Annotated in this window: 18 protein-coding genes, 1 tRNA gene and 1 riboswitch (1 of these 20 cut by a window edge); of the genes, 9 read left to right on the top strand and 10 right to left on the bottom strand. The window is 73.9% G+C overall.

Annotated elements, in window-relative coordinates; genetic code table 11:
- Nucleotides 1–6: 6 nt before the first annotated feature.
- Complete coding sequence (locus tag OHB09_RS15470) at nucleotides 7–1,293, bottom strand: IS256 family transposase (RefSeq protein ID WP_191853880.1); 1,287 nt, start codon at nucleotides 1,291–1,293, stop codon at nucleotides 7–9.
- Between the two features lie 130 nt (nucleotides 1,294–1,423).
- Nucleotides 1,424–1,690, bottom strand: a complete 267-nt coding sequence (locus OHB09_RS15465; protein WP_191853879.1) for a winged helix-turn-helix domain-containing protein — start codon at nucleotides 1,688–1,690, stop codon at nucleotides 1,424–1,426.
- A gap of 163 nt (nucleotides 1,691–1,853) precedes the next feature.
- On the opposite strand from OHB09_RS15465, the gene OHB09_RS15460 reads away from it, so the two are divergent.
- The gene (locus OHB09_RS15460; RefSeq protein WP_040895938.1) at nucleotides 1,854–2,174 is read left to right on the top strand and encodes a hypothetical protein; all 321 of its coding nucleotides are present in this window, start codon (nucleotides 1,854–1,856) and stop codon (nucleotides 2,172–2,174) included.
- Complete coding sequence (locus OHB09_RS15455) at nucleotides 2,174–2,464, top strand: hypothetical protein (RefSeq protein WP_093590914.1); 291 nt, start codon at nucleotides 2,174–2,176, stop codon at nucleotides 2,462–2,464. The genes OHB09_RS15460 and OHB09_RS15455 overlap by 1 nt, the downstream gene beginning before the upstream one ends.
- 245 nt (nucleotides 2,465–2,709) lie before the next feature.
- Here OHB09_RS15455 and OHB09_RS15450 read toward each other — a convergent pair whose 3' ends face one another.
- Nucleotides 2,710–3,399: a GTP cyclohydrolase II gene (locus tag OHB09_RS15450; protein WP_191890483.1), complete on the bottom strand. Its 690-nt coding sequence runs from the start codon at nucleotides 3,397–3,399 to the stop codon at nucleotides 2,710–2,712.
- 317 nt (nucleotides 3,400–3,716) lie between these two features.
- The gene (locus OHB09_RS15445; protein WP_328922116.1) at nucleotides 3,717–4,856 is read right to left on the bottom strand and encodes a dihydrofolate reductase family protein; all 1,140 of its coding nucleotides are present in this window, start codon (nucleotides 4,854–4,856) and stop codon (nucleotides 3,717–3,719) included.
- Between the two features lie 55 nt (nucleotides 4,857–4,911).
- On the opposite strand from OHB09_RS15445, the gene OHB09_RS15440 reads away from it, so the two are divergent.
- The 4 genes from OHB09_RS15440 (at nucleotide 4,912) to OHB09_RS15425 (ending at nucleotide 8,476) form a co-directional block, all read left to right on the top strand.
- On the top strand, nucleotides 4,912–5,424 hold the full coding sequence (locus OHB09_RS15440; RefSeq protein WP_006141465.1) for a MarR family winged helix-turn-helix transcriptional regulator: 513 nt from the start codon (nucleotides 4,912–4,914) through the stop codon (nucleotides 5,422–5,424).
- Between the two features lie 93 nt (nucleotides 5,425–5,517).
- Nucleotides 5,518–5,594 (top strand) — tRNA-Met (locus OHB09_RS15435).
- A 180-nt stretch (nucleotides 5,595–5,774) separates the two neighbouring features.
- Nucleotides 5,775–6,920 (top strand): PP2C family protein-serine/threonine phosphatase, encoded by a 1,146-nt coding sequence (locus OHB09_RS15430; protein WP_093590908.1) that lies wholly within the window; start codon nucleotides 5,775–5,777, stop codon nucleotides 6,918–6,920.
- A gap of 335 nt (nucleotides 6,921–7,255) precedes the next feature.
- Nucleotides 7,256–7,413: riboswitch (cyclic di-AMP (ydaO/yuaA leader) on the top strand.
- A 10-nt stretch (nucleotides 7,414–7,423) separates the two neighbouring features.
- Nucleotides 7,424–8,476, top strand: coding sequence for a M23 family metallopeptidase (locus tag OHB09_RS15425; protein WP_328922115.1), 1,053 nt, complete (start codon nucleotides 7,424–7,426; stop codon nucleotides 8,474–8,476).
- 28 nt (nucleotides 8,477–8,504) lie between these two features.
- Here OHB09_RS15425 and OHB09_RS15420 read toward each other — a convergent pair whose 3' ends face one another.
- The 3 genes from OHB09_RS15420 to OHB09_RS15410 form a co-directional block, all read right to left on the bottom strand.
- Nucleotides 8,505–10,121: a PrsW family intramembrane metalloprotease gene (locus tag OHB09_RS15420; protein ID WP_328922114.1), complete on the bottom strand. Its 1,617-nt coding sequence runs from the start codon at nucleotides 10,119–10,121 to the stop codon at nucleotides 8,505–8,507.
- A gap of 71 nt (nucleotides 10,122–10,192) precedes the next feature.
- On the bottom strand, nucleotides 10,193–10,987 hold the full coding sequence (trmB, locus tag OHB09_RS15415; protein ID WP_093590899.1) for a tRNA (guanosine(46)-N7)-methyltransferase TrmB: 795 nt from the start codon (nucleotides 10,985–10,987) through the stop codon (nucleotides 10,193–10,195).
- A gap of 447 nt (nucleotides 10,988–11,434) precedes the next feature.
- On the bottom strand, nucleotides 11,435–12,862 hold the full coding sequence (locus OHB09_RS15410) for a hypothetical protein (RefSeq protein ID WP_006141474.1): 1,428 nt from the start codon (nucleotides 12,860–12,862) through the stop codon (nucleotides 11,435–11,437).
- 680 nt (nucleotides 12,863–13,542) lie between these two features.
- On the opposite strand from OHB09_RS15410, the gene OHB09_RS15405 reads away from it, so the two are divergent.
- Nucleotides 13,543–15,654 carry an asparagine synthase-related protein gene (locus OHB09_RS15405; RefSeq protein ID WP_006141477.1) on the top strand — a complete coding sequence of 704 codons (2,112 nt, stop codon included), beginning with the start codon at nucleotides 13,543–13,545 and terminating at the stop codon, nucleotides 15,652–15,654.
- Between the two features lie 30 nt (nucleotides 15,655–15,684).
- Here the strand turns inward: OHB09_RS15405 and OHB09_RS15400 are convergent, their stop codons facing one another.
- Together OHB09_RS15400 and OHB09_RS15395 are read right to left on the bottom strand one after the other, a co-directional pair.
- The gene (locus OHB09_RS15400) at nucleotides 15,685–17,361 is read right to left on the bottom strand and encodes a sigma-70 family RNA polymerase sigma factor (protein ID WP_328922113.1); all 1,677 of its coding nucleotides are present in this window, start codon (nucleotides 17,359–17,361) and stop codon (nucleotides 15,685–15,687) included.
- A 210-nt stretch (nucleotides 17,362–17,571) separates the two neighbouring features.
- Nucleotides 17,572–18,459, bottom strand: a complete 888-nt coding sequence (locus tag OHB09_RS15395) for a TetR/AcrR family transcriptional regulator (protein ID WP_328922112.1) — start codon at nucleotides 18,457–18,459, stop codon at nucleotides 17,572–17,574.
- Nucleotides 18,460–18,862: 403 nt separating this feature from the next.
- Between OHB09_RS15395 and OHB09_RS15390 the strand changes: the two genes are divergently transcribed.
- Nucleotides 18,863–20,224, top strand: a complete 1,362-nt coding sequence (locus tag OHB09_RS15390; protein ID WP_328922111.1) for an NAD(P)/FAD-dependent oxidoreductase — start codon at nucleotides 18,863–18,865, stop codon at nucleotides 20,222–20,224.
- A gap of 212 nt (nucleotides 20,225–20,436) precedes the next feature.
- Nucleotides 20,437–22,296, top strand: a complete 1,860-nt coding sequence (locus OHB09_RS15385; protein ID WP_328922110.1) for an ATP-binding SpoIIE family protein phosphatase — start codon at nucleotides 20,437–20,439, stop codon at nucleotides 22,294–22,296.
- 29 nt (nucleotides 22,297–22,325) lie between these two features.
- Here OHB09_RS15385 and OHB09_RS15380 read toward each other — a convergent pair whose 3' ends face one another.
- Nucleotides 22,326–23,067, bottom strand: the 3' portion of a protein-coding gene (locus tag OHB09_RS15380; RefSeq protein WP_093590885.1) for an MFS transporter. It continues 533 nt past the right edge of the window; 742 of the gene's 1,275 nt are visible here — the last part of the coding sequence; its start codon lies beyond the right edge, outside the window; the stop codon is at nucleotides 22,326–22,328.

The following is a 23,067-nucleotide window of genomic DNA, read 5'->3' as shown; positions in this document are numbered from 1 at the left end:
TTCTCTTCAGCGGCGTCCGGCGGTGAGCCGGCCGTCGAAGGTGATGTCGAAGGCTTGGAGCGCGGCCTTCCAGCGCATGGTCCAGCGTTTGCGTCCGGTGCCGGTCGGGTCCAGGCTCATGACGGCCAGATAGACGCATTTGAGGGCGGCCTGGTCGGTGGGGAAATGCCCTCGCGCCCGGACGGCCTTGCGGATCCGCGCGTTGATGCTCTCGATCGCGTTGGTGGTGCAGACGATCTTGCGGATCTCCATGTCGAACCGGAGGAAGGGCACGAACTCCGCCCAGGCCGCCTCCCAGAGCCGGACGATCGCCGGATACTTCCCGCCCCAGGCGTCGGTGAACTCCACGAACCGCTCCAGCGCGGCCTCCTCGGTCGGCGCCGTGTAGAAGGGCCTGAGCGCCTTCGCGATCTTCTCCCAGTCCTGCCGCGCCGCGTAACGGAAGCTGTTCCGCAGAAGGTGAACGACGCAGGTCTGGACGATCGTCGCAGGCCAGACGGTGTTCACGGCGTCCGGCAGTCCGGTCAGGCCGTCGCGGACCAGCATCAGCACATCGGCCGCGCCGCGGTTCTTGATCTCGGTCAGGACCTGGAGCCAGTACTTCGCGCCCTCCCCACCGTCGCCGATCCACAGGCCCAGGATGTCCCGGTGCCCCTCGGCGGTGACCGCCACCGCCATGTAGACAGGCCGGTCGGCGACCTGCCCGTTCCTGACCTTCACGTTCACACAGTCGATGAAGACGACCGGGTAGACGCTGTCCAGCGGACGGTTCTGCCATTCCGTCATGCCGGCCATCACGCTGTCGGTGATCGTGGAGATCGTGGACTTGGAGACCTGCGCGCCGTACACCTCGGCGAGATGCGCGGAGATCTCCCCGTGCGTCAGTCCCTTCGCCGACAGCGGCAGGACCATCTCGTCCACCCCGCCCAGACGCCGCTGACGCTTCTTGACCAGCTGCGGCTCGAACGCCCCTGCCCGGTCCCGCGGCACCGCGATCTCGACCGGCCCCGACTCGGTGATCAGCGTCTTGGACCGGTGCCCGTTGCGGTAGTTCTCCCTGCCACCCTCGGCCCGCTCACCGGGCTCGTGCCCCAGATGATCAGTGAGCTCGCCCTCCAGCGCGGACTCCAGCACCCGCTTGGTCAGCTGCTGCAGCAGGCCACCCTCCCCGGTGAGCTCCACTCCACCCGCGTGGGCCCGGGCTAGCAGCTCGGCGACCAGCCCGTCATCCACAGCGCTCGTCGCACCCACAGCGGCCTTCCCGGCCTCGGTGTCACTCGTCACGTCAGTCATCAACTGTCGCTTCCAGCTCGGGCGTTACACCACTCACCGTACAGACCCGGTTGTGGGTTCGAGTCCCACAGGGCCTACCGGCGGGAAGGGCTTCGGTCGGCTTCGGTCGACCGGGGCCCTTTCGGTGTTCTCAGGGGGTGTCGGCCTCCTCGGGGCGCACGAAGGTGCCCTTGACCGGGACGGTGAGGAGTAGCCCCTGACCGCGGAGATGGCTGATGGCCCGACGAACGGTGTTGACGGCCACGCCGTACTCCTCGGCCATGTCACGTTCGGCGGGCAGACGCGCGCCGACGGGCAGTCGTCCCGTCCGGATCTGCTCGGTGATGTGGTCCGCGACCTGCAAGTACACGTAGACGTGGCTCGACGGGTCGGGTTTCCACTCACGCTCAGCTGCCATGACCGCACGCTAAAGCGGCTCGGCGCGGCGCACCACGTATGGGTGCAACCGTATGCTTCCTATTGCTACCTAGTGCTCCCTGATGCATGGTGCTCATAAGAAGACCCCGGCGAGGTGGACAAGACCTCCCGGGGCACGGCCAACGCTTCGAAGGAGCGTCGACATGTACGACCTTATCCGGCGGCTCACCCAATGGCTGGGCCTTCTGTTCGGCCCGGGCACCGGGAGTCACCGTGCGGGGGCTCCGCTGCCCGTGCCTCCCGGCCCGCCCCACTTGTGCCTCCACCTTCCGGTCCGGCGCTCCCCGTACTGCTCGCACCCGCCGCTCGACGCCACGGAGTCCCGGCTCGTGCGGCCGTACCTGGTGGCCGACGAGCGAGAACGCGCACGGCAGCGACGGCGTCGTGTCGCCCTGGTGCTCGCCGCCGATTTCGGGATCGACCTCGACGCGCACGTCGTCGGCGCGCAGAGGGCGGCCGCCTGATGGACTCGCTCCGCTCGCTCCGGCTCCTGCCCTGGTCCTCGCCCGAGGGCAAGCCCTGCTTCCTCGACGCCGAGGGGGAAGGGACCGGCTACGTCTCGCGGCTGGCCGACGAGACCGAGGCGCTGCAGCTCGCCGAGGGCCTGGACGTGCTGGGTGAGGCCCGGCGCGTGCTGGAGGACCCGGTCTCACCGCACGTCGCCGTGCGTTACGCGGCCGTCCGGCTCGCCGAGTGCCTCGCCGACGCCCTGCGCGTCGCGGAATCGCGCGGGCGGCGGGCGGCCGGGAGGTGACCGAGGGGCGGCGGGGGCAGCCGCCCGTCGGCGATCAGGTCGACGAGGATGCTGCCCAGGGAGACCGGCTCGCCCTTGCGTCTGCGGGCGCCCGTCCCGCCGAGGGGCAGGGGCGGCGGGGCGGGGGACGGTACGGGTGCGTCGGTCATCGTCTGCCTCCGGTGTCTCGTCGTCCGGTACGGCTCTGGACGTGAGGGAGTCTTGCAGGAGGTACTGACAACGGGTCAGATGCGCCCGTCCCGCTCTCAGCCCGCCGGGCGCTCCCGCAGCTCCCCCAGCGGCAGGGTGTGCCGGGTCTGGACGGCCTTGGCGTGCAGGTAGCGCACGTTGTGGGCGGTGGTGAAGACGCCGGTCGGGACGCGGGCGCCGACGGTGAGGCCGAGCGCGGTCAACTGCTCGGCCTTGTCCGGGTTGTTGGAGAGCAGGTCCAGCGTGCCGATGCCGAGGGCGCGCAGCATCTGGGCGGCGGCGGTGTAGTCGCGGGCGTCCTCCGGCAGGCCGAGCGCCGCGTTCGCCGCGTAGGTGTCCAGGCCCTCGTCCTGGAGCGCGTACGCGTCGAGCTTGTTGTAGAGGCCGATGCCGCGGCCCTCCTGGCGCAGGTAGAGCAGGACGCCGCCGTGCTCCGCGATGCGCTCGACCGCCTCGCGGAGCTGGGGGCCGCAGTCGCAGCGGGCGGAGCCGAAGACGTCGCCGGTCAGGCATTCGGAGTGCAGCCGTACCAGTGGCGGCCCGGCAGTCCCGTCGGCCCCGTCGCCCAGGACGAGTGCCAGGTGCTCGCGGCCGTCGACCAGGCCGTGGAAGGTCACGACGTCGGCGGTGACGGTGAAGTCGCCGAAGCGCAGCGGGACGCTCACGCGGGTGCGCACGGTGGCCTCGGGAATCGGGCCGGCGGCCGGGAGGTCGGCGGGCTGGGGTGCGGCGGGCAGGTCACGCATGGCTGTCGCCCTTCTGCGGAGCGCGGGTGCGCGCGTCGGCTGCTGCTCGGGTCCCGCCCCGTGGGTGCGTACGCACTGTTTCAGATTTGAAGCATGGCGGGACATCGGCGACTCTAATACTTGCTTAAATGTTCAAGCAAGCGTGATCCGTGGTTCGTGACTGTGGGTTCGTGACCGTGCGTCCGTGCGTCCGTGCGTCCGTGGGTCAGTGGGTCAGTGGGTCAGTGGGGCCGTGGGTCCGTGGGTCCGTGGGTTTTGGTGTCCGTGCGTCGCCGCGTTGAGCGCCCGCGAGCCGGAGGGCCCGTTGGTCGGCCCGTTCAGTCCCGCCCGAGCAGATGCGCGTTCGGGCGCCTGGCCGCCGGCGCGTACTCCGGCAGGTGCACGACGTGCGCGCCCCCCGCCGTGAGCACCCCCGTCCCGTCCGCCCCCGGCACGAACGTGTCCGGCTCCCGCCAGGCGGTCACCACCCGCCGGGCCCCGGCCGCCAGGATCAGCCGCGCGCACGGCACCGGCCGCGAGGCACGCCGGGCGCACGGCTCCAGGCTGCTGTAGACCGTGGCGCCCGCCAGGCGCGCGTCCCCGGGCGCCACCTTCGCGAGCGCGGCCTCCTCCGCGTGCACCGCCGGGTCGCCGCCCTCGCGCGAGAACCCCCGGGCCAGCTCCGTACCGTCGGCGGCCACCACCACCGCTCCCACGCTGAACGCGGTCTCCGAGGGCGGGCACCGCTCGGCCAGGTCGCAGGCGAGCCCCAGCCACCTCCGGTCCGCCGCCGTGGCGAGCTCTCCCGTGCCGGGCGCCGTCGGCACGTACCGCATCAGCACCACGTCCCCCACGGCCCGCGTCTCCAGGAGCCGCATCCGCCCCGGCGGGTAGGCCGCCGTCCCGAACATGCGCGGCGCGTCCGCCTCCCCCACCAGCAGCGGGGCCACCACGAGCTGCAGTTCGTCGGCGAGCCCCTGCCGCAGCAGTTCGGTGTGCACCCGGCCGCCGCCCTCCACCATCAGCCGCCGCACGCCCTTCGCCTCGCCCAGATGTGCGAGCACCTCCCGCCACCGCAGCTCCGCGCCCGGCGCGACGACGTCGACGTCCGGGGGAAGCGCCGCGCGCAGCCGGGGCGCGGCCTCCTCGGTCGTGTAGACCGCCTTCGCGCCGCCGGTGTGCCAGAACCGGGCGGCCGGGTCGAGGTCGCCGGAGGCGCTCACCGTCACCTTCAGCGGGTACTCCGGCAGCCCGGCCGCGACCCGCTTCGCGCGCCGCTCGGGGGAGTTGACCAGCAGCCGCGGGTTGTCGGTGCGCAGGGTGCCGGCGCCGATCAGGATGGCGTCGCTCTCCGCCCGCACCTGGTCGACCCGGTCGAAGTCCTCCGGTCCGGACAGCAGCAGGCGGTCGGGGCCCGTGTCGTCGAGGAAGCCGTCCAGGGAGACGGCGGCGGACAGCAGGACGTGGGGGTGGGGCATGTGCGCGCTCCCGTGCGAGATGGTTCAACTTTTGAACAATAACTACACTGCCGTCATGACGACCCGCTGGCTCACCTCCGAGGAACAGCGTGCCTGGCGCGCCTACCTCGCCGCCTCCTCTCTCCTGGAGGACGCGATCGACCGGCAGCTCCAGCAGCAGGCGGGCCTGCCGCACCTCTACTACTCCGTGCTCGCCAACCTCTCCGAGGCCCCCGACCGGCGGCTGCGCATGACCGACCTCGCCGCCTCGCTGAAGGTCACCCGGAGCCGGCTGACCTACGCCGTCGCCCGGCTGGAGAAGGACGGCACCGTACGGCGCGAGGCGTGCCCGGGTGACGGGCGCGGCAGCATCGCGGTGCTGACCGAGGCGGGGGCGCGGCTGCTGGAGCGTACGGCCCCGGGGCACGTCGAGACGGTACGCGCCGCCGTGTTCGACCGGCTCACGCCGGAGCAGGTGGAGCAGTTCGAGGAGATCTGCGCGCGGATCGCCGGGGCGCTGGGCAACGAGGAGGAGCGCACGGCATGCGGCGACGCGCTCCCCTGGCGGCGCCGCTCCTCCGGCCGCTGAACGATCTCCCGCCGGGCGTCCCGCCAGGGATACGTCCGCCCAGGTAAAGGTGGTGAGCGGGGTCCCCGGGATGACGTACACTGGTTTCACCGACGCGGGGTGGAGCAGCTCGGTAGCTCGCTGGGCTCATAACCCAGAGGTCGCAGGTTCAAATCCTGTCCCCGCTACCACGTCCCCGGGGGCGGAGGCCGCAAGGCTTCCGCCCCCGGGGTTTTTGTCGTCCCCGCCACCCGTCGCCGCGATCCCCGTCGTACGGGTCACCCGTCGCCGCGGTCCCCGTCTACCGGTCCCGCCACCCGCCCGGGTCACCGGAGGTGCCCCGCCGCCCCGTCCCGAGGGACCCTGGTGGCGTGGGGCAGCGCACAGAGGACGAGGCGGTCGTGACCATCGGGAACGCCGGGGGCGCCGGCCGTGGCGCGACCTGCGTCCGTGCCTCGCTGCCCTTCCTGCCGGTGCTGCTGCTCGCCGCCGCGATCGTCTACGACTGCCTCACCCCGGCCGATTTCACCGCCGCCCCCCTGTTCACCGCCGCCCCCCTGGTCGCCTCGTTCCTCTATTCGCTGCGCGGCACCGTCCTGACGGCCGCGGTCGCCGTCCTCGCCGTGGCCGCGATCCACGCCGGCTTCGGCGTCATGTCCAACATCGACATCACCACCGAGCTGATGACGGTGGGCACCGTCGCCGCTCTCGCCGTCCTGATCAACGTGCTCGCCGGACGCGCCGGGGCCCGGCTGGCCTCCGTCCGCCACATCGCCGAGGCCGCACAGCGGGCCGTCATGCCGCAGCCGGCCGAACGCGTCGCGGGTCTCGACATCGCCGCACGGTACGAGGCCGCTCAGGACTGGGCCGCGATCGGCGGCGACCTGTACGCCGTGCAGGACTCCCCGCACGGCGTGCGCCTGGTCCTGGGGGACGTCCGCGGCAAGGGCATCAGCGCGGTCAGCGTCGTCGCCGTCGTCATCGGCGCCTTCCGGGAGGCCGCCGAGCAGGAGGCCACGCTCGGCGCGGTCGCCCAGCGGCTCGAACGCGCCCTCGCCCGCGAGGGCGGCCGACGCCACGACCAGGACTCGGTCGAGGGGTTCACCACCGCCGTCCTCGCCGAGATCCCGCACGGCAACGCCCTCGTCCGCCTCGTCAACCGCGGCCATCCCGCCCCGCTGCTCCTGTACGAGGACGGCAGCCTGCGCGTGCTCGAACCGAGCGAGCCGGCACTGCCGCTCGGGATGGGCGAGCTGGGCCGGTGGCCCGAACGCGCGGAGGAGGCCGCGCTGCCGCACGGCGCCACGCTGCTGTTCCACACCGACGGGCTCTCCGAGGCACGGGACCGGCACGGCGAGTTCTACGACCCCGCCGCCCGGCTCGCCGGCCGCACCTTCTCCGGGCCGGACGCGCTGCTGCGCTTCCTGGCCGAGGAGGTGGCCCGGCACACCGGCGGCCGGGCGACGGACGACCTGGCCCTGCTCGCGGTACGACGTCCGCACCGGCCGCGTTCCTGAGGGCGGCGGTGCCGACCGCGCCCAGGACGGTGGCCGTACCGCCGGTGTCTCGGGCGGTGGCCGTACCCGTCGGTGTCCCGGACGGCGATCAGTACGTCACCCGCCGTGACCGGATCGTGTTCTCCCGGCAGGTTTATCGACGGCTCGTCAGGGCCCGTCCGGGCCCGAGGCCCTCGGAAGGCCCCGCCAACTCGCCCGTTTTGCGGGACTCATGGCGCAAAAGTCCTGGCCAAGAGGTGTAACTCGTGCCACTGAACGGCTTGGAATGTGCGCCCCCGGTCTATTAACGTTCGATAACGCAGCACGGTCGTCCCAGCCGTCACAGGAGGCGGCCCCGTGCTCATCTGCCTAATCCCGCAAGGGAGCCGGGGAACCACCACTCAGGGGTGAATCGCGCGGCTGCCGCCGAGAAGACACGGCCGGCACACGCGCGTAGGAGACCTTCCTGCTCCGAACCCGTCAGCTAACCCGGCAGGCGAGAGGAAGGAAAGGAGAGCGCCCACGTGGCGTCCAACCGGCCTGCCCAGAACCCCTCGTACGCTCCTGCCGGCACCGAGGTCATCGACCTCGACCGCCGTTCCGAGGAGGGCACCTGGGAGGAGTGGAATCCCACCGCGGAGACCGTTCGTCCCGTCCGCGGCCGGCACCGCGTCACCAAGCAGCGCGGGGGCGGACTCGCGCGCAGCTCCACCGTTCTGGGCGTCGGCGTGATCGCCGCGGTGGGCGCGGGCGGCATGGCCACCGCGCAGACCTCCAAGCCGCCGGTCTCCATATCCCTGCCGGACCTGTCCTCGGTCACCGAGTCGGCCAAGGCCCTCGTCGGTGACGACTCCGGCGACAAGGCCGACACCCCCGCACGGACCGTCGCCGCCCCGTTCACCGGCGTCGGACTGACGAACGCCGACACCGCCGCGGGCACCAAGGACGCGGGCGAGGCCCTGCGCGACCGGATCATGCGGCAGGCCGAGGCCCAGCAGGACCAGGTGGACAGCGCCGCCGCGAAGGCCGCCGAGGCCGCCGCCGCCAAGCAGGCCGCCTCCGCCGCCGAGGAGGCGGAGAAGAAGGCGGAGAAGAAGGCCGCCGACGCCAAGGAGAAGGCGGAGGCGGAGGCCAAGCAGCAGGCCGCCGCGAAGAAGCTCGCCGAGCTGGCCAAGCAGTTCACGCTGCCGACCTCCTCGTACACGATCACCTCGACCTTCGGCCAGGCCGGTTCGATGTGGTCCTCCGGCTATCACACCGGCCTCGACTTCGCCGCGCCCACCGGCACGCTCATCAAGGCCGTCCACAGCGGCACGATCACCCAGGCCGGCTGGGCCGGCTCCTACGGCTACCGCACGATTCTCACCCTGGACGACGGCACCGAGCTGTGGTTCTGCCACCAGTCCTCGATCAGCGTCAGCGTCGGGCAGAAGGTGAGCACGGGCGAGGTCATCGGCCGCGTCGGCGCCACCGGCAACGTCACCGGCCCGCACCTGCATCTGGAGGTCCACCCCGGCGGCGCCGCCACCGGGATCGACCCGATGGCGTGGCTGCAGGGCAAGGGGCTGCACCCCTGACGTCCCCGGCCCGGGCCCCCGGCGGGGGTCAGGCCGACGGAGGCGGGCCCGCCGCGGTCGACGGAGGCGTCGGCGTGACGCGGACCTGCGGGGTCGGGTCGTAGGCCGCCTGACCCTGGGAGGCGTACGCCTGGGGCGCCCGGCCGTACGCCGGTGCGCCGTACTGGGACGGGACGGCGTACTGCGACGGGACGGCGGGGTGGGGGGCGTGGCCCCCGGCGCCGGGCCCGGGGTCGTACGCCGGGGGACGGTACCCCGGTGCCCCGTACGCGGGGGCTCCGTATGCGGGGGCTCCGTGCGAGGGGGCTCCGTACGAGGGGTGGTGGCCGTAGACCGGGAAGGGGCCGTGTCCCGGGGCGTACCCGTGCCCGTGTCCGTACATCGGGGGGACGCCCCACAGCACCGCGCCCGCCAGCGTGTGGCCCGCGTGGGCCAGTGCCGGGCGGGCCACCTCACGCCGGTGCCACAGCTCCTGCAGCAGCTCCCGCTCCCGTACGACGAAGTCGGCGCCCGCGCGGCCCGAGCGCCCCCGGTGGCGCAGGAACGCCAGCGAGGTCGCGTAGGCCTCGTACTCGGCGACCGTGCGCGCCGCCGCCTTGCCGAGCCGGTCCCTGGCGTGGTCGCGGGCGAGCCGCCGGGCCTTCATCGAGCCCATGACGAACGGTTCCGGCATCGTCAGCCAGCCGGCCACCACGTACGCGGGCAGTTCGGCGCGCACGGTCCGCAGTTCCCGCTGCCGGGTCGATATGACCAGCCAGGTCAGCAGTCCGAACATCGGCACCATGAACGCCCCGTAGACCGCGAAGAAGCCGTAGCCGTCGCCGAACGAGGTGGAGCCGTTCCACAGCGAGTGCATGCCCATCGCGAGCAGCAGACCGCCGAGCGGGGCCAGCGTCCGGCGCACCCGCCGGTGCTCGGCGGTCAGCGCGCTGATGCCGAAGCCGATGCCGGTGAACACGGTGAACAGGGGGTGCGCGAAAGGCGACATCACGACGCGCACGAAGAACGTCGCGGCCGTCACGGAGGCGATGCCGCCGTGCCCGCCGTCGGACTGGTCGGTGCCGAAGGCGGTGCCCAGGTAGAGGATGTTCTCGGTGAAGGCGAAGCCGGTCGCGGTCACCCCGGCCGTGACCACACCGTCGACGATCCCGGTGAAGTGCCGACGGCGGAAGAGGAAGACCAGCAGCACCGCCGTGGCCTTCGCGGACTCCTCCACGACCGGCGCTATGACGGTCATGCCGAGGGTGTCGGCGCCCTTGGGGTCGGCCGTGGCGACCGCTATCCAGTGGGTGGCGAAGCTGTTCGCGATGATCGCGACGAGCGCCGCCGCGCACGCCCCCCAGGCGAAGCAGAACGCGAGGTTGCGCCAGGGCCCCGGCTCGACCCGGTCCAGCCAGCGGAAGGCGGCGATCAGCAGGGGGACGGGGAACACGGCGAGGCCGAGCCCCACCAGGAAGCCCTCGGTGCCGGTCTGCTGCCGGACCAGGGCGAGGATGACCAGCCCGGACAGCGCGAGCAGCGAGATCGGCGCCGCGTACCGCACCCAGGTGCGCTGCCACCAGTGCGGGTGCCGGAGCACACCGCCGGGGGCGGGGGACCCGGTCGGGGCGGGAGGATACGTCGGATACGGAGGACTGGTGGCCACGGCATTGACCCTAACGAGACAGAGGCGCCCGGTGCTGCCTGTTATCGCCGCCGACCGGTGTCCACCGCCGCCTACCGCTGCTCCTCGGTGTCTCGGTGGTCGGCGTGCGGGACGCGGCGGAACAGCAGGTCGTTCACGACATGACCCTTCTCAAGGCCCTGCCCCTCGAAACGCGTCCGGGGCCGGAAGTCGGGACGCGGCGCGAAACCGCCCCCGGGGTGCTCGTTGGTGAAGCCGGGGTGCGCGGTGAGTACCTCGAGCATCTGTTCGGCGTAGGGCTCCCAGTCGGTGGCGCAGTGCACCAGCGCCCCGGGGCGCAGCCGGGTGGCGGCCAGGGTGAGGAACTCGGGCTGGATCAGACGGCGCTTGTGGTGGCGCTTCTTCGGCCACGGGTCGGGGAAGTAGACGCGCAGGCCGGCGAGGGAGTCGGGCGGGAGCATCTCGCGCAGCAGGATGATCGCGTCGCCGTTGCCGACGCGGATGTTGTTCAGGCCCCGGGCCTCGGCGAGGTTGAGCAGATTGCCCTGGCCGGGGGTGTGCACGTCGACGGCGAGGATGTTGGTCTCCGGGTCGGCCGCGGCCATCGCGGCGGTGGCCTCGCCCATGCCGAAACCGATCTCCAGGACCGTGGGGCGGTCGTTGCCGAACAGCTCGGCGAGGTCGAGGACGCAGTGGCCGTCGATGTCGAGGCCCCAGGCGGGCCACAGGCGCCGCAGGGCCTCCGCCTGGCCGGTGGTGACACGGCTGCGGCGGGGCTGGAAGCTGCGGATGCGCCGCTCGAAGTGCGAGCCGGCGGGGTCGGCGGCGGGCCCGTCGGGGAAGCGCGGCGTCTTGGCGGGGGCGGAGACATCGATGGATTCAGACACAGTGCCCCCGATTTTACGGCGCCTCCTGAGGGCCGCGGCCTGCAAGGGACGCGGGGAACTGCGCGACGGGCCCCGACGCGCCCGCACTCCGCACACGACCTTTGACCACCCGAGCTCTCCCGCCCGGGGTCGGGCAGGGGGCGCGGGGACCTGCGCGACGAGCCCCGACGCGCCCGCACCCCGCACACGACCCCGGACCACCCGAGCTCTCCCGCCCGGGGTCGGAGGGGCGGAGCCCCTCAAGGGACGGGACGGGTAGGGGCGGCGGGGGCGAGACCCCCCCCTACGCGCGCCCCGACGCACCGCGGGCCGCCCTGCACTGCGCCCTGCTCGCACCCGTGGGCCGCCACGCACTGCGGCCCGCTCGCACTGTGCCCCGCCACGCGCCGTACCCCGCTCGCACCGCGCCCGCACACGCCCGCCCCCCGTCCGGGAGGGCGCCCGCGTCTACGCCGGCGCCGCCATCAGCAGCGGCCGTGCCCGCTCCCGCAGTTCCACCACCCGCGGCTCGTCCCCGTACGGCTCGAGCCGGTGCAGCAGGTCCTTCACGTACTCCGTCGTCCGCGCCGAGGAGATCCGCCCCGCGACCTCCACCGCCCGCACCCCCTGCTCGCAGGCCGCGTCCAGGTTCCCGGACTCCAGTTCGGCCACCGCCGAGACCACCAGCCGCAGTCCGTGCGAGCGCACGAACTCCTCCGTCGGCTTCGACAGCGCCTGTTCCGTGAACCGCCGCACCTGCCGCGGTGCCTTGAGGTCGCGGTAGCACTCGGCCGCGTCCGCCGCGAACCGGTCGTAGGAGTAGAAGCCGAGCCAGGACGGGTCGGGGTCGCCGTCGCGGGCCCGCTCCAGCCACCCCTCGGCGGCCTTCAGCGCCCCGCCGGCGGCGTGCGCGTCACCGGCCCGTGCGTGCGCCCGGGCCTCGACGAGCCGGAAGAAGCTCATCGTGCGCGCCGTCGCCAGGCCCCGGTTGCGTTCCAGTGCGGCCTGCGCGAGGTCGACGCCCTCGTCGCCGAAGCCCCGGTAGGTCGCCTGGAGGGACATGGAGGCGAGGACGTACCCCCCGAGCGGCACGTCCGCGGCGGCGCGGGCGAGCCGCAGCGCCTGGATGTAGTACCGCTGGGCGGCCTCCTGCTGGCCGGTGTCGAAGGCCATCCACCCGGCCAGCCGGGTCAGCTCGGCGGAGGCGCCGAACAGCGCCCGGCCGACCTCGTCGGAGTAGGAGCCGAGCAGCAGCGGCGCCGCCTCGACCCGCAGGCACTCGGGCACCATCGACGAACGCCAGTCCCCGCCGCCGTACTTGGAGTCCCAGCGTCGGGCGTCCTCGGCGGCCTCCCGCAGCTTGCGCACGTCGCTGTGGCCGACCCTCGTCGGCGCGGAGGAGCCGTCCGACGGGCTCGCGTCACGCGCCACCGAGCTGTCGGCCGGGGTTATGAGCCATCGCGACGCGGGGGTCGCATAGGCGCTCACGGCGAAGGAACCGGCCAGGGACTGCCAGATGCCGCCGGAGCCGGCCCGGCGTCCGGCGAGATCGAGGCGGTAGAGATCGGTGGCCGAGCGCACGGCCTGTCCGACGTCCCGGGGGAAGGCGAGGCCCACCTCGGGCGCGGGATCCGCGTCCGCAAGGCCGATCTCGTGGAGCGGCACCGGACGGCCGAGCTTCTGGCCGATGGCCGCGGCGATCAGATGCGGGGCGGCACCCTGGGGCACCATCCCCTTCGACACCCAGCGGGCCACCGACGTCTTGTCGTAGCGAAGTGTCAGCCCGCGCTGGGCACCAAGATCGTTGACGCGCCGCGCAAGCCCCGCGTTACTGATTCCCGCGAGGGCGAGAACGGCGCCGAGTTTTTCGTTCGGCCCGCGTTGCTCCCTGGACATGCGCCACCCCTCGACACAGACGGCTGTCGCGCTGGCATAACCACGCGGCATTCGTAAACCCAGCGTAGTTCGCCGGATCCCAAGCGTTAAGGGGCGTTTTTCCGGTTGGCGGGATGTGACCTACGGGGCAGTACGCAGTGTCGCGGCGTGCCCCTGCCGTGTGGCCGTGCGCCTGTCCGTGCGCTCTTCTCCGGCCAAGGGGGGAGCGGTTCGATGGATGGCGCGTGGGTCGGCCCGCTGTACTGGATCCGGTGGGCTGGGGGACGCCGCCGCCTACATCCCCGCGGGCGGCGGACAGGTCCGGGAGGCGCGTTCCGTCTCCCGGACCGCGCACCGCTCCACAGTGCCCAGAGCCTGTACGGAGCGTACTCAAACCTGCCGTCGCGCGGATGAATTGGCCGAAAATCGACGGTGGTCCCCGCACGTATTTCCGTTGCCACGCTGCCACTTGAGGGCGCGAAAGGTGTGCCAGGGGAGCGTACCGGGGGCGCATTCACATCGCTGTTCGACCCCATCTGCCCTGTGCGAGGAGTGTGTTCGCCGTGCGCGGGCACACCCAAGGGGGCGCACCAGGGGGAGCACAAGCCGCGGCGGAGCCCCTCCGGGGCGCACTCTTCGTGGCAGCATGGTGCACACAGTTCGTACGGTGCACTGGTTGTCCACAGTCTGTGGAGGCGGCGATGCGGTGGTTGGTGGGATGGAGCAGTGCCGCCGCGAGCGCCGCCACGAGCGTGGCGGGCATCGGCTCCGCCGGCACCACCGGCTACGAGGGCGAGACCGTGCAGCCGGTCGGCTCCCAGCCCCTGTGGGGCGACCCGGATCCGCTGTGGGCGGTCGGTGACTGGCGCCCCGACGAAATCCGCGTCGTCCAGGCCGACGCACAGACCCGCATCGCGGTCCTCGGCACCTGCGGCGCCACCGACGAGCAACTGCGCGTCGCCCTGTTCGCCGCCCGCGGCGGGGCGCTGCGGCACCTGACGGCCTGGCCGGGCAGCTACACCGCCGTCGTCCAGGTCGGCCGCCGCATCACCGTCTGCGGCGATCTCGCGGGCGCGCGGCCGGTCTTCCACACCCCCTGGGCCGGCGGCACGGCGTACGCGACCGCCGCCCTGCCGCTCGCCGACCTCGTCGAGGCCAACCTCGACTTCGGCCACCTCGCCGCGCTGCTCGCCGCCCCCGACGTGCCCGCCGCCCTGCACGACTCGACGCCCTACGAGGGCGTGCGACGCGTCCCGCCCGGACACGCCCTCATCCTGCGGGCGGGGGCGCGCGAGATCGCCGGATACGAGCCGGTCGCCTCCCTCGCCGTCGCCGCGCCCCCGGCCGACCCCGCGGGCGCCGTGGACGCCGTGCGCGACGCCCTCGTGGACGCCGTGCGCGTCCGGCTCGACGCCCCCCGGCACGTGCCGGGCATCGACATCGACCCCGGACCCGTGCCCGGAATGGGCCCCGCCGAGCGGCGGGCCGCCCGCGGCATGCCGGTCCCCGGTATCGGCGCCGACCTCTCCGGCGGCCCCGCCTCCGGCGCCCTCGCCCTGCTCGCCGCCGGACTGCCCGGAAGACCCGGCACCGTCCTCGGCCACGGCACCGGAGCCGGCGAACGCCTGCTCGCCGTCACCTTCAACGACCTCGCCGTCCCCGGGCGCGAGGCCGAGGTGGAACGGGCCGGTGCCCTCGCCGCCAATCCCCGGCTGCACCACGTCGTGGTCACCGGCAGCGAGGAGACCCTGCCCTTCGCCGACCTCGACGGCCCCCTCACCGACGAGCCCGCCGCCTCCCTGATCTCCGCCGGCCGGCACCGCGCCCGCCTCGCCGCCGGCAGCGCGGACCACTTCACCGGCTACGGCGCCCGGCAGGTCCTCGACGCCCACCCGGCCCGTCTCGCCGACCTCCTGATGGACCGCAAGCGGCGCCACCTGGTGCGCCCCGTCGCCGCGCTCGCCAAGGCCGACGGCTCCGTACTGGTTCCCGCACGCGTGTACGCCGCCGCCCGGCGGCTCGCCCGCACGCCCTACCGCAGCGGTGTCGAGGCGCTCTCCGACCAGCTCATGCGGCACCGCTTCGACGAGCCCGGTGGCGCCGTCGGGGCCTCGCTGGCCGCGCTGACCTGGGCCAGACCCGGTCCCGCGGCACGCTGGCTGACCGGTGAGGCGCTCGCAGAAGTATCGGTTCGCCTGCAGAGCGCGGCGGGCCGGACCGGGGCCATGGGCGTGGGCCCCGGGCAGCGCCCCGGCGATTTCCGGGCCCGCGCAGCCCTGGCCCGGCAGGCCGCCGAACTGCGCGTCCTCGAACAGGCCGCCGAGATCCGCTTCCAGCGCCTGCACGCCCCCTTCCTCGACAACCAGGTCGTCCGCGCCTGCCGGGCCCTGCCCGAGGCGCTCCGGGTGCAGCCGGGGGCCCGGGCCGCGATCCTGCGCACGGTCCTGGAGGGCGCGGGCGTCACCGACCTGCCGCCCGGGTGGGGTGCCGCCTCGGGCGCGTCCTCGGCCGCGGCGGCCCGGACGGGACTGCGGGTGGCGACGACGTCCCTGGTCGACCTGTTCGCGTCCCCCCTGCTGGCCGAGGCCGGCCTGGTCGAGGCACGGGTGGTCCGCAAGGCGCTGCGGTCGGCGGCCCAGGGAGACCCGCTGCCCCTGGACGGCTTCGCCGACCTCGTCTCCCTCGAACTCTGGCTGCGCCGTCTCCTCTCCCGCCGCGGCACCTGCTGGACGGGCACCCCCGCCCGCCAGCGCGCGGTCCCCGCGGGCATCCCGCCCCGTGACCGGGCCCTGGGCACGGCCACACGCACGTAGCGGCGGCCGGGTCGTCAGCGGCGCCGGTCGTCAGCGGCGCCGGGGAAGCCCTGGTGAGCCCTCGCACCCCACTCGCACCTGGCTGACGAGGCCCGCATCCCGAGGAGCAAAGGTGTGCGGCCCCGGCAGGGCCGGTGCCGCGGGAACGACCGGGACGGCGGGAACGACCGGGACGGCGGGACGGACCGGCGCGGCGGGCGCGGGACAGAGCGCCCCCACCTCGACCTCCACGCCGAGCACCCCGCCCCATTCGAGCCGCACCGAGACCGCGCGTGAGGGTGGTGCGGAGGGCACCTCCGTACCGGGCGGGGCGTCGGGCGCACTACTCGGCGGGGCCGAGGGCACCACCGTGGGCGCGGAGGTCCTCCGGACCGGTGGGGTCCTGCCCGGCACCGCACGCGCCACCGGCGCCGACGTCTCAGCCGCCGGGGGCGCGGACGCCCTGGGCGCCCGGGGTGTCCCGGCGGAGGGAACGGGACCCGAGGGTTCCCGAGGTGTCCCCCGCTCCGCTCCGGAGGAGGCCGCGGGCGCCGGTACCACCGACTCGACCCCCGGCGCACGCGGCGGCGGGGCCGCGTCCTTCTTCTCCGGCCCCCCACCCCCCATCAACGCCAGCGCGACGGCGGCGACCGCCGCGGCCACGACCCCCATCGCGACCCCGGCCTTCACCGGCGCCCCCAGCCCCTCGGAGGCCGCCGCGCCGGTTCCCCCACCCGCCCCGGCCGAGGCGCCGGCGCCCGCCGCGGCCCCCGCCGCTCCACCGCCCGCGAGCAGCCCCGCGACCTTCCCGTACCCGGCCGCCCCGAACCAGCCGAGGACCGCCACCGGCACGAGCGCCGGGATGCCGCCCGCCACTTCCCCGATCTGCGCCGCCGCCACCCGGCACCGCGCGCACTGCTCGAGATGCTTGCGCAACCCCCGCTCCGCACGCGTCCGCAACCGGCCCCGCACATGGGCCCCGAGCTGCCCGGCGTAGCGGGCGCACACCTCGTCGCCGGCCAGCGACTCGCTCACGTGCGCCTGCAGGTACGCCTGCCGCAGTCCCTCCCGGGCACGGCTCGCCAGGACCCGGGTGCCGTTCGCGTCGAGCCCGAACAGCACGGCCACCTCGCTGGGCGACTCGTCCTCGACCTCGGTGTGCCACAGCACGGCCTGCCACCGTTCCGGCAGGGAGCGGAACGCCCGCACGGCCAGGGACTGCTCGGCCGCGTGCATCGCCCGTACGTCGGCACCCAGTTCGGTGTCCACCCCGAAGGAGCCGGCCCCGGGACCGGCTGTGTCGCCGGGTGCCTCCCGGCCGGGGTACCGGCGTGCGGAGGCGGAGGCCTGCGCGGCGAACACGGCGAAGTCCTCGACGAGTTGCTCGCGCCGGGCCGAGGCGGTCCAGCGCGCGGCCACCCGCCGTACGGTCGTCAGCAGGTAGGGCCGGACGGCGTGCGCGGGGCCGGAGCCGCCGCGCACCGCCTGGAGCATGCGGGCGAAGACCTCGGCGGTGAGGTCGTCCGCGGTGTGCGCGTCCCGGCAGCAGGTGCGCGCGTACCGGCGCACGGCCCCGGAATGGCGCCGGAACAGTTCCTCGTACGCCGAGTCGTCCCCGTCGCGCATCCGCCCGATCAGCTCGGCGTCGGCGGGCGGCACCGGCGAGGCCCCGGACGAGGGCGCCGCCGGTGACGGGGGAGTCCCCTCCCCACCACGGTCGACGCTCATCGTGGAAAGCCCCTGCCTGCACCCGCGCACTCGAACACCGGCTCAGCCTGCCACGGCACCGGGTGGCGGACCGCCGGGCCGACGGCCCACCACCCGTCCGAGGGGATGCCTCGAACGCGAGTGCGGTGCCTCATGTGCGCTGACTCGGCCTCACGCGCGCAGACCCGGCCCGACGCGCGGGGACCCGGCCTCACACGCACGGACGCGTCCTCAGGCATGGGGACGTGATCGCAGACCCTCCAGGAGGATGTCCAGCAGCCGTGCCGAGGCCGCCGCCTGCTGTGCCGCGTCGGGCAGCGAGGGGGCGGCCGTGGCTATCACCAGCAGCACGTCGGAGACCGTCACGTCGGCCCGCAGTTCGCCGGCGGCCCGCGCCCGGTCCACCAGCCGCCCCACCACGTCCAGGAGTTCGATCGCGCCGGGGTCGTCCAGTGCCGCCTCCGGTGTCTGCCGCCGCTCCACCAGCCGCAGCTCGGGACCAGGCCTGCCCTCCGGGGCGACGGTCCGCTGCTGCGGCACCAGCGCCTGCTCCGGAACCACGCCCGGAGCGGACCCCGAGTCGGCGGACGGAACCGGACCGGCGCCCGTACCCGCCGCACCGCCCGTCCCCGGCACCGTCCCCGCTCCGGCACCCTCGGCCGGTCCCCGGCCCCGCTCCTCCTCGGCGACCCCGACGCGCAGCACCTGCGGCGGCAGCAGCCGGCCCGCGCCGGACGCCACCGAGGTGCGCAGGAAGCGCTGGAGCGCCGACCACGGCTCGTCCTCCTGGCCGAGCGCCGTCCGTGCCTGGTCGGTCAGCCGGGAGGTCTCCTCCTCGGCTATCCGCCGCACCAGCACGTCCTTGCTGGGGAAGCGCCGGTAGACCGTGCCGACGCCGACGCGCGCACGCCGCGCCACGTCCTCCATCGGCGCCCCGTACCCCAGCTCGCCGAAGACCTCACGAGCCGCGCGCAGGACGTGCTCCAGGTTGCGCTGTGCGTCCACCCGCAGGGGCGCCGTCCGCGGCCCGTCCCCGCGTCCTTCGCCCGCCTCCGGGCCCACGGGTCCGCCGGATGCGACGGCGGACACGGGCGACCAATGAGAGTCCTGAATATGCATAAGCGTTCCCCCGGTATCGGTGTCTCCCCCCGGAGACTCCCCGTTCACTGCAGCCGGAGCGCGCGGAACGAGCGTCGTGCCCGGCCGGCCCGCCCTGTCGCGCGCCCCGCCCGGCACATCCCCCTACACCCCGTCGGGACACGAACATAGTTGAGCGGGAGTCAATTCAGAAGGGGCAGGTTCCGCACGGAGCGCCCCCCGATCGGCGCACGGGGGCGTTGTGTCCCGATTGCCCGCACCCCCCACCCCCCGACCAGGCCGCTGAGCTGCGCACTCGGCGTCTTTTCCGGCCGCGGGCGGGGATTCGGCCAACCCGGGACGGGGCACAAGTCCGGTCACACTAACGGTCGGCCCTGTGGACAAACTCCGGCGACGGGTGCGTCATGGGAGGGTGAAGGTACCGGTGCGCATTCTCATCGTCGGCGGCGGCTACGTCGGGTTGTACACCGCGCTGCGTCTGCAGCGGAAACTCAAACCGGAGCTCGGGCGGGGCGAGGTCGAGATCGTGGTGGTCTCCCCCGACCCGTACATGACCTATCAGCCGTTCCTGCCGGAGGCCGCGGCCGGTTCCATCTCCCCGCGCCACGTCGTCGTCCCGCTGCGCCGGGTCCTCGCGGACTGCCGGATCGTCGTCGGCGAGGTGCAGACGATCGACCACTCCAAGCGCACCGTCACGCTCACCACCCTCGCCACCGAGGAGACCGGCGGCACGGAACAGCTCTCCTACGACGAACTCGTGCTCGCCCCCGGGTCCGTCTCGCGCACCCTCCCGGTCCCCGGCCTCGCCGAGCACGGCATCGGCTTCAAGAACGTCGAAGAGGCCATCGGCCTGCGCAACCACGTCCTCGAGCAGCTCGACATCGCCTCCTCCACCCGCGACCCCGCGATCCGCGACGCCGCCCTCACCTTCGTCTTCGTCGGTGGCGGCTACGCGGGCGTGGAGGCTCTCGCCGAGCTCGAGGACATGGCCCGCTACGCCTCGCGCTACTACCACAACGTCCGGCGCGAGGACATGAAGTGGATCCTCGTCGAGGCCACCGGCCGCATCCTGCCCGAGGTCGGCGAGGAGATGGGCCGCTACACCGTCACCGAGCTGCGCCGCCGCAACATCGACGTACGCCTCGACACCCGCCTGGAGTCCTGCGTCGACCGGATCGCCGTCCTCAGCGACGGATCCCGCTTCCCCACCCGCACGGTCGTGTGGACCGCCGGAGTGAAACCGCACCCCGTCCTGGCCGCCACCGATCTGCCGCTCAACGCGCGCGGACGGCTGCGGTGCACCCCGTACCTGACCGTCGACGGCGTCGACCACGCATGGGGCGCGGGCGACGCCGCCGCCGTGCCCGACGTGAGCACCGACGAGCCCGGCAAGGAGACCGCGCCCAACGCCCAGCACGCGGTGCGCCAGGCGAAGACGCTGGGCGACAACCTCGCCCGCTCCCTGCGCGGACAGCCGCTGCAGCAGTACTCCCACGCCTACGTCGGCTCGGTCGCCTCCCTGGGACTGCACAAGGGCGTCGCGCATGTGTACGGACGCAAGCTGAAGGGCTGGCCCGCGTGGTTCATGCACCGCACGTACCACCTCAGCCGGGTGCCCACCTTCAACCGCAAGGCCCGCGTCCTCGCCGAATGGACCCTCGCCGGTCTCTTCAAGAGGGAGATCGTCTCGCTCGGCTCCCTCGAACACCCGCGTGCGGAGTTCGAACTCGCGGCCGGTGGGAAGCCCTCGCAGAACCCCCCGGGCAACCCGAAGGGGTCGTCCTGACCGGAGTCAGGAACTCCTGCGCGGGGGCGGGCGTCTGACGGATGTCGCTCCGGTCGGCCAGACTGGACCGCGATGCCGGACGAGCCGACCGCTCGCCTCCGGCCACAGGCCTTCCACCGCGCCGTGCGGCACCGAGGAACACCCCCCCCTCGCCCCTCCCGGCCGGACCCGGAGCCGGCCGACCGACAACAACACCACGAGGCAAGAATTCGGTGAACTTCACGCGCTGGAGCGCCCGGCTCCCCGGAACGCAGCGCCGCGCCGCCGCGCGGACCGAGCACCCGCTCGCCACGGACCGGAGGGGAGAGGGCTCGGTACCTTCGGCCCGCGCCGAGCCGTCCACCGGCGGCCCGCCCCCCGGACCCGCCGTCGAGGATCTGCCGGCCCGCGAGGTGCTCGACCGGATCCCGGCCCTCGTCGCCCTGGTCCACGGGCCCGACCACCGCATCGCCTACGTCAACGAGGCCTACACCGCGGCCTTCGGCCCCCGCCCACCGGGCGCCCCGGCCCGCGAGGCCCTCCCCGAACTGGCCGCACTGGGCCTGCTGCCCCTCCTCGACCAGGTGCTGCGCAGCGCCCGCCCGCGCACGGTCAAGTCCCGCAAGGCGCCGGACGGCCGCTCGTACACCTTCACCTGCACCCCCGTCGCACTGCCCGCCACGGACCGGGAGAGGCCCGCCCCGTCCACCGCGCCCCCCACCCCCACGGCCCCGGCGGAGCCCGACACGGCAGGTACGCCCCCCACCCCCACGGCTCCCGAGGACGCCGCTCACGTGGCCGCACTCCCCGAAGCCGGCCCGCCCGACGGACCGTCACACGAGAGAGCGCGCGCGTCGAGCGGCGGCGCACCCTCCCACCTCTCCCTCGGCGGCGTGCTCGTCTTCGCCACCGACGTCACCGACCACGCCGAGGCCGCCGAACGGCTCCGCGCCAGCGAACGCGAACAGCGCCGCACCGCCGTCACTCTCCAGCGCTCCCTGCTGCCCCAGGAACTCGAACAGCCGGACGACCTGCGGATCGCCGCCACCTACCAGCCCGGCGGCACCGAGGCCGCCGTCGGCGGCGACTGGTACGACGTCATCACCCTCGGCGGCGGCCGCACCGCCCTCGTCATCGGCGACGTCATGGGCCGCGGCGTCCGCGCGGCGGCCGTCATGGGCCAACTGCGCACCGCCGTCCGCGCCTATGCCCGCCTCGACCTGCCCCCGCACGAGGTGCTCCAGCTCCTCGACGGCCTCGCCGCCGAGATCGACGCCAACCAGATCGCCACCTGCGTCTACGCCATCCACGACCCCAACGAGGGACGGCTGGTCTACGCCTCGGCCGGCCACCTGCCCATCCTCGTGCGCGACGAGGCGGGCAACGTCCTGCGCACCGACGAACCCACCGGGCCCCCGCTCGGCACCGGCGGCTGGATCCACAGCTCCGGCTCCGTCCCGCTCGGCCCGGGCTCCACCGCCGTCCTCTACACCGACGGCCTGGTCGAACGGCGCGACGCGGACCTCGACGAGGGCATCGCCGCCCTGGAACGCGCCCTGGCCGGCGCCACCGGCAGCCCCCAGGTCGTCTGCGACCGCCTGGTCCGCTCCGCCGGAGTCACCGCCGACCACGACGACGACGTCGCCGTCCTCGTCCTCCAGCACCCCAGCCGCACCGGCCACGACGGCGAACTCTTCCGCAACGCCGCCCTGGAACTCCTCGGCGGCGTCGAGGCCGCACCCCGCGCGCGAGCCTTCGCCTCAGGCGTCCTGACGAGCTGGCGCTTCCCCAGCGACCTGCACGACGCGGGCGTCCTGGCCACCAGCGAACTCGTCGCCAACTCCCTCAAGCACGGCACACCCCCCATGCGGCTGCGCCTGCGCCGCACCGACCGCCGCCTGATCATCGAGGTCACCGACGGCGACGACCACCTGCCGCTGCGCCGCCGGGCGGAACCCGTCGACGAGGCCGGTCGCGGCATCGCCATCGTGGCCACCATCGCCTCCAACTGGGGCTCCCGTCGCACTCCGGGCGGCGGCAAGGCGGTCTGGTGCGAATTCGCCCTGCCGAAGGCCACCACGACCACCCATTGACCCGGCCCGCCGGGGCCGGGTCAAGGGGATCAGCTCTGCGCCACCGCCGGCTCGGCGGGGGCGCCGCCCTGCGCCACCACGCGGCTCCGCGCCACCGAGGGCTGGTTCTGCCCGGGAGTGAGCTCCCGCCCCAGCCGCACCGCGAGGAAGGTGATGCCCAGCGAGAACACCAGGAACGTTCCTATGTACGGCGCGAACAGTGAGGCCCCCATGGGGCCGCCGACGGCCGGGCCGATGGCCAGGGCGAGCTGCTTCACCAGGGCGAAGACCGAGTTGTACTGACCGGCCAGGCCCTCGGGCGCAAGGTCGGCCACGAGCGGGGCCACGGTCGGCGACAGCATCGCCTCACCCAGCCCGAACAACGCGTACGTCGACACGAACGCCGCCGTCGCCATCGCGTGCCCGGCATGCCCGAGACCGGCGTATCCCGCCAGCACCCAGGCGAGGGCCCATATGAGCCCCACGACGGCGATGACCCGCGACCTCTTGCGCCGTTCCACGATCCGCAGCACGGCGAACTGCGCGACCACGATCACCGCGGTGTTAGCGGCGAGCGCCGTCCCCAGAGTGGACGGCGACACACCCGCCGCCTCGACCCCGTAGGCGCTCAGCCCGGAGTCGAACTGCCCGTAGCAGGCGAAGAACAGCACGAACCCGAGCACACACAGCTGCACCATGGCCCGATTGCCCATGATCTGCTGCCAGCCGCTCGACGCCCGGCCGGTCACGGCCTCCGCCACACGCGGAGCCCGCGGCACCCGCACGGTCGCC

The organism is Streptomyces griseoaurantiacus (genome assembly GCF_036189845.1).
GTDB lineage: Bacteria > Actinomycetota > Actinomycetes > Streptomycetales > Streptomycetaceae > Streptomyces > Streptomyces griseoaurantiacus.
This window is presented reverse-complemented; position numbering and strand designations above follow the sequence as displayed.

Coding starts and splice junctions, on each gene's coding strand:
- OHB09_RS15470 (WP_191853880.1), bottom strand. CDS start 1,293: ATGACTGACGTGACGAGTGACACCGAGGCCGGGAAGGCCGCTGTGGGT.
- OHB09_RS15465 (WP_191853879.1), bottom strand. CDS start 1,690: ATGGCAGCTGAGCGTGAGTGGAAACCCGACCCGTCGAGCCACGTCTAC.
- OHB09_RS15460 (WP_040895938.1), top strand. CDS start 1,854: ATGTACGACCTTATCCGGCGGCTCACCCAATGGCTGGGCCTTCTGTTC.
- OHB09_RS15455 (WP_093590914.1), top strand. CDS start 2,174: ATGGACTCGCTCCGCTCGCTCCGGCTCCTGCCCTGGTCCTCGCCCGAG.
- OHB09_RS15450 (WP_191890483.1), bottom strand. CDS start 3,399: ATGCGTGACCTGCCCGCCGCACCCCAGCCCGCCGACCTCCCGGCCGCC.
- OHB09_RS15445 (WP_328922116.1), bottom strand. CDS start 4,856: ATGCCCCACCCCCACGTCCTGCTGTCCGCCGCCGTCTCCCTGGACGGC.
- OHB09_RS15440 (WP_006141465.1), top strand. CDS start 4,912: ATGACGACCCGCTGGCTCACCTCCGAGGAACAGCGTGCCTGGCGCGCC.
- OHB09_RS15410 (WP_006141474.1), bottom strand. CDS start 12,862: ATGTCCAGGGAGCAACGCGGGCCGAACGAAAAACTCGGCGCCGTTCTC.
- OHB09_RS15405 (WP_006141477.1), top strand. CDS start 13,543: ATGCGGTGGTTGGTGGGATGGAGCAGTGCCGCCGCGAGCGCCGCCACG.
- OHB09_RS15400 (WP_328922113.1), bottom strand. CDS start 17,361: ATGAGCGTCGACCGTGGTGGGGAGGGGACTCCCCCGTCACCGGCGGCG.
- OHB09_RS15395 (WP_328922112.1), bottom strand. CDS start 18,459: ATGCATATTCAGGACTCTCATTGGTCGCCCGTGTCCGCCGTCGCATCC.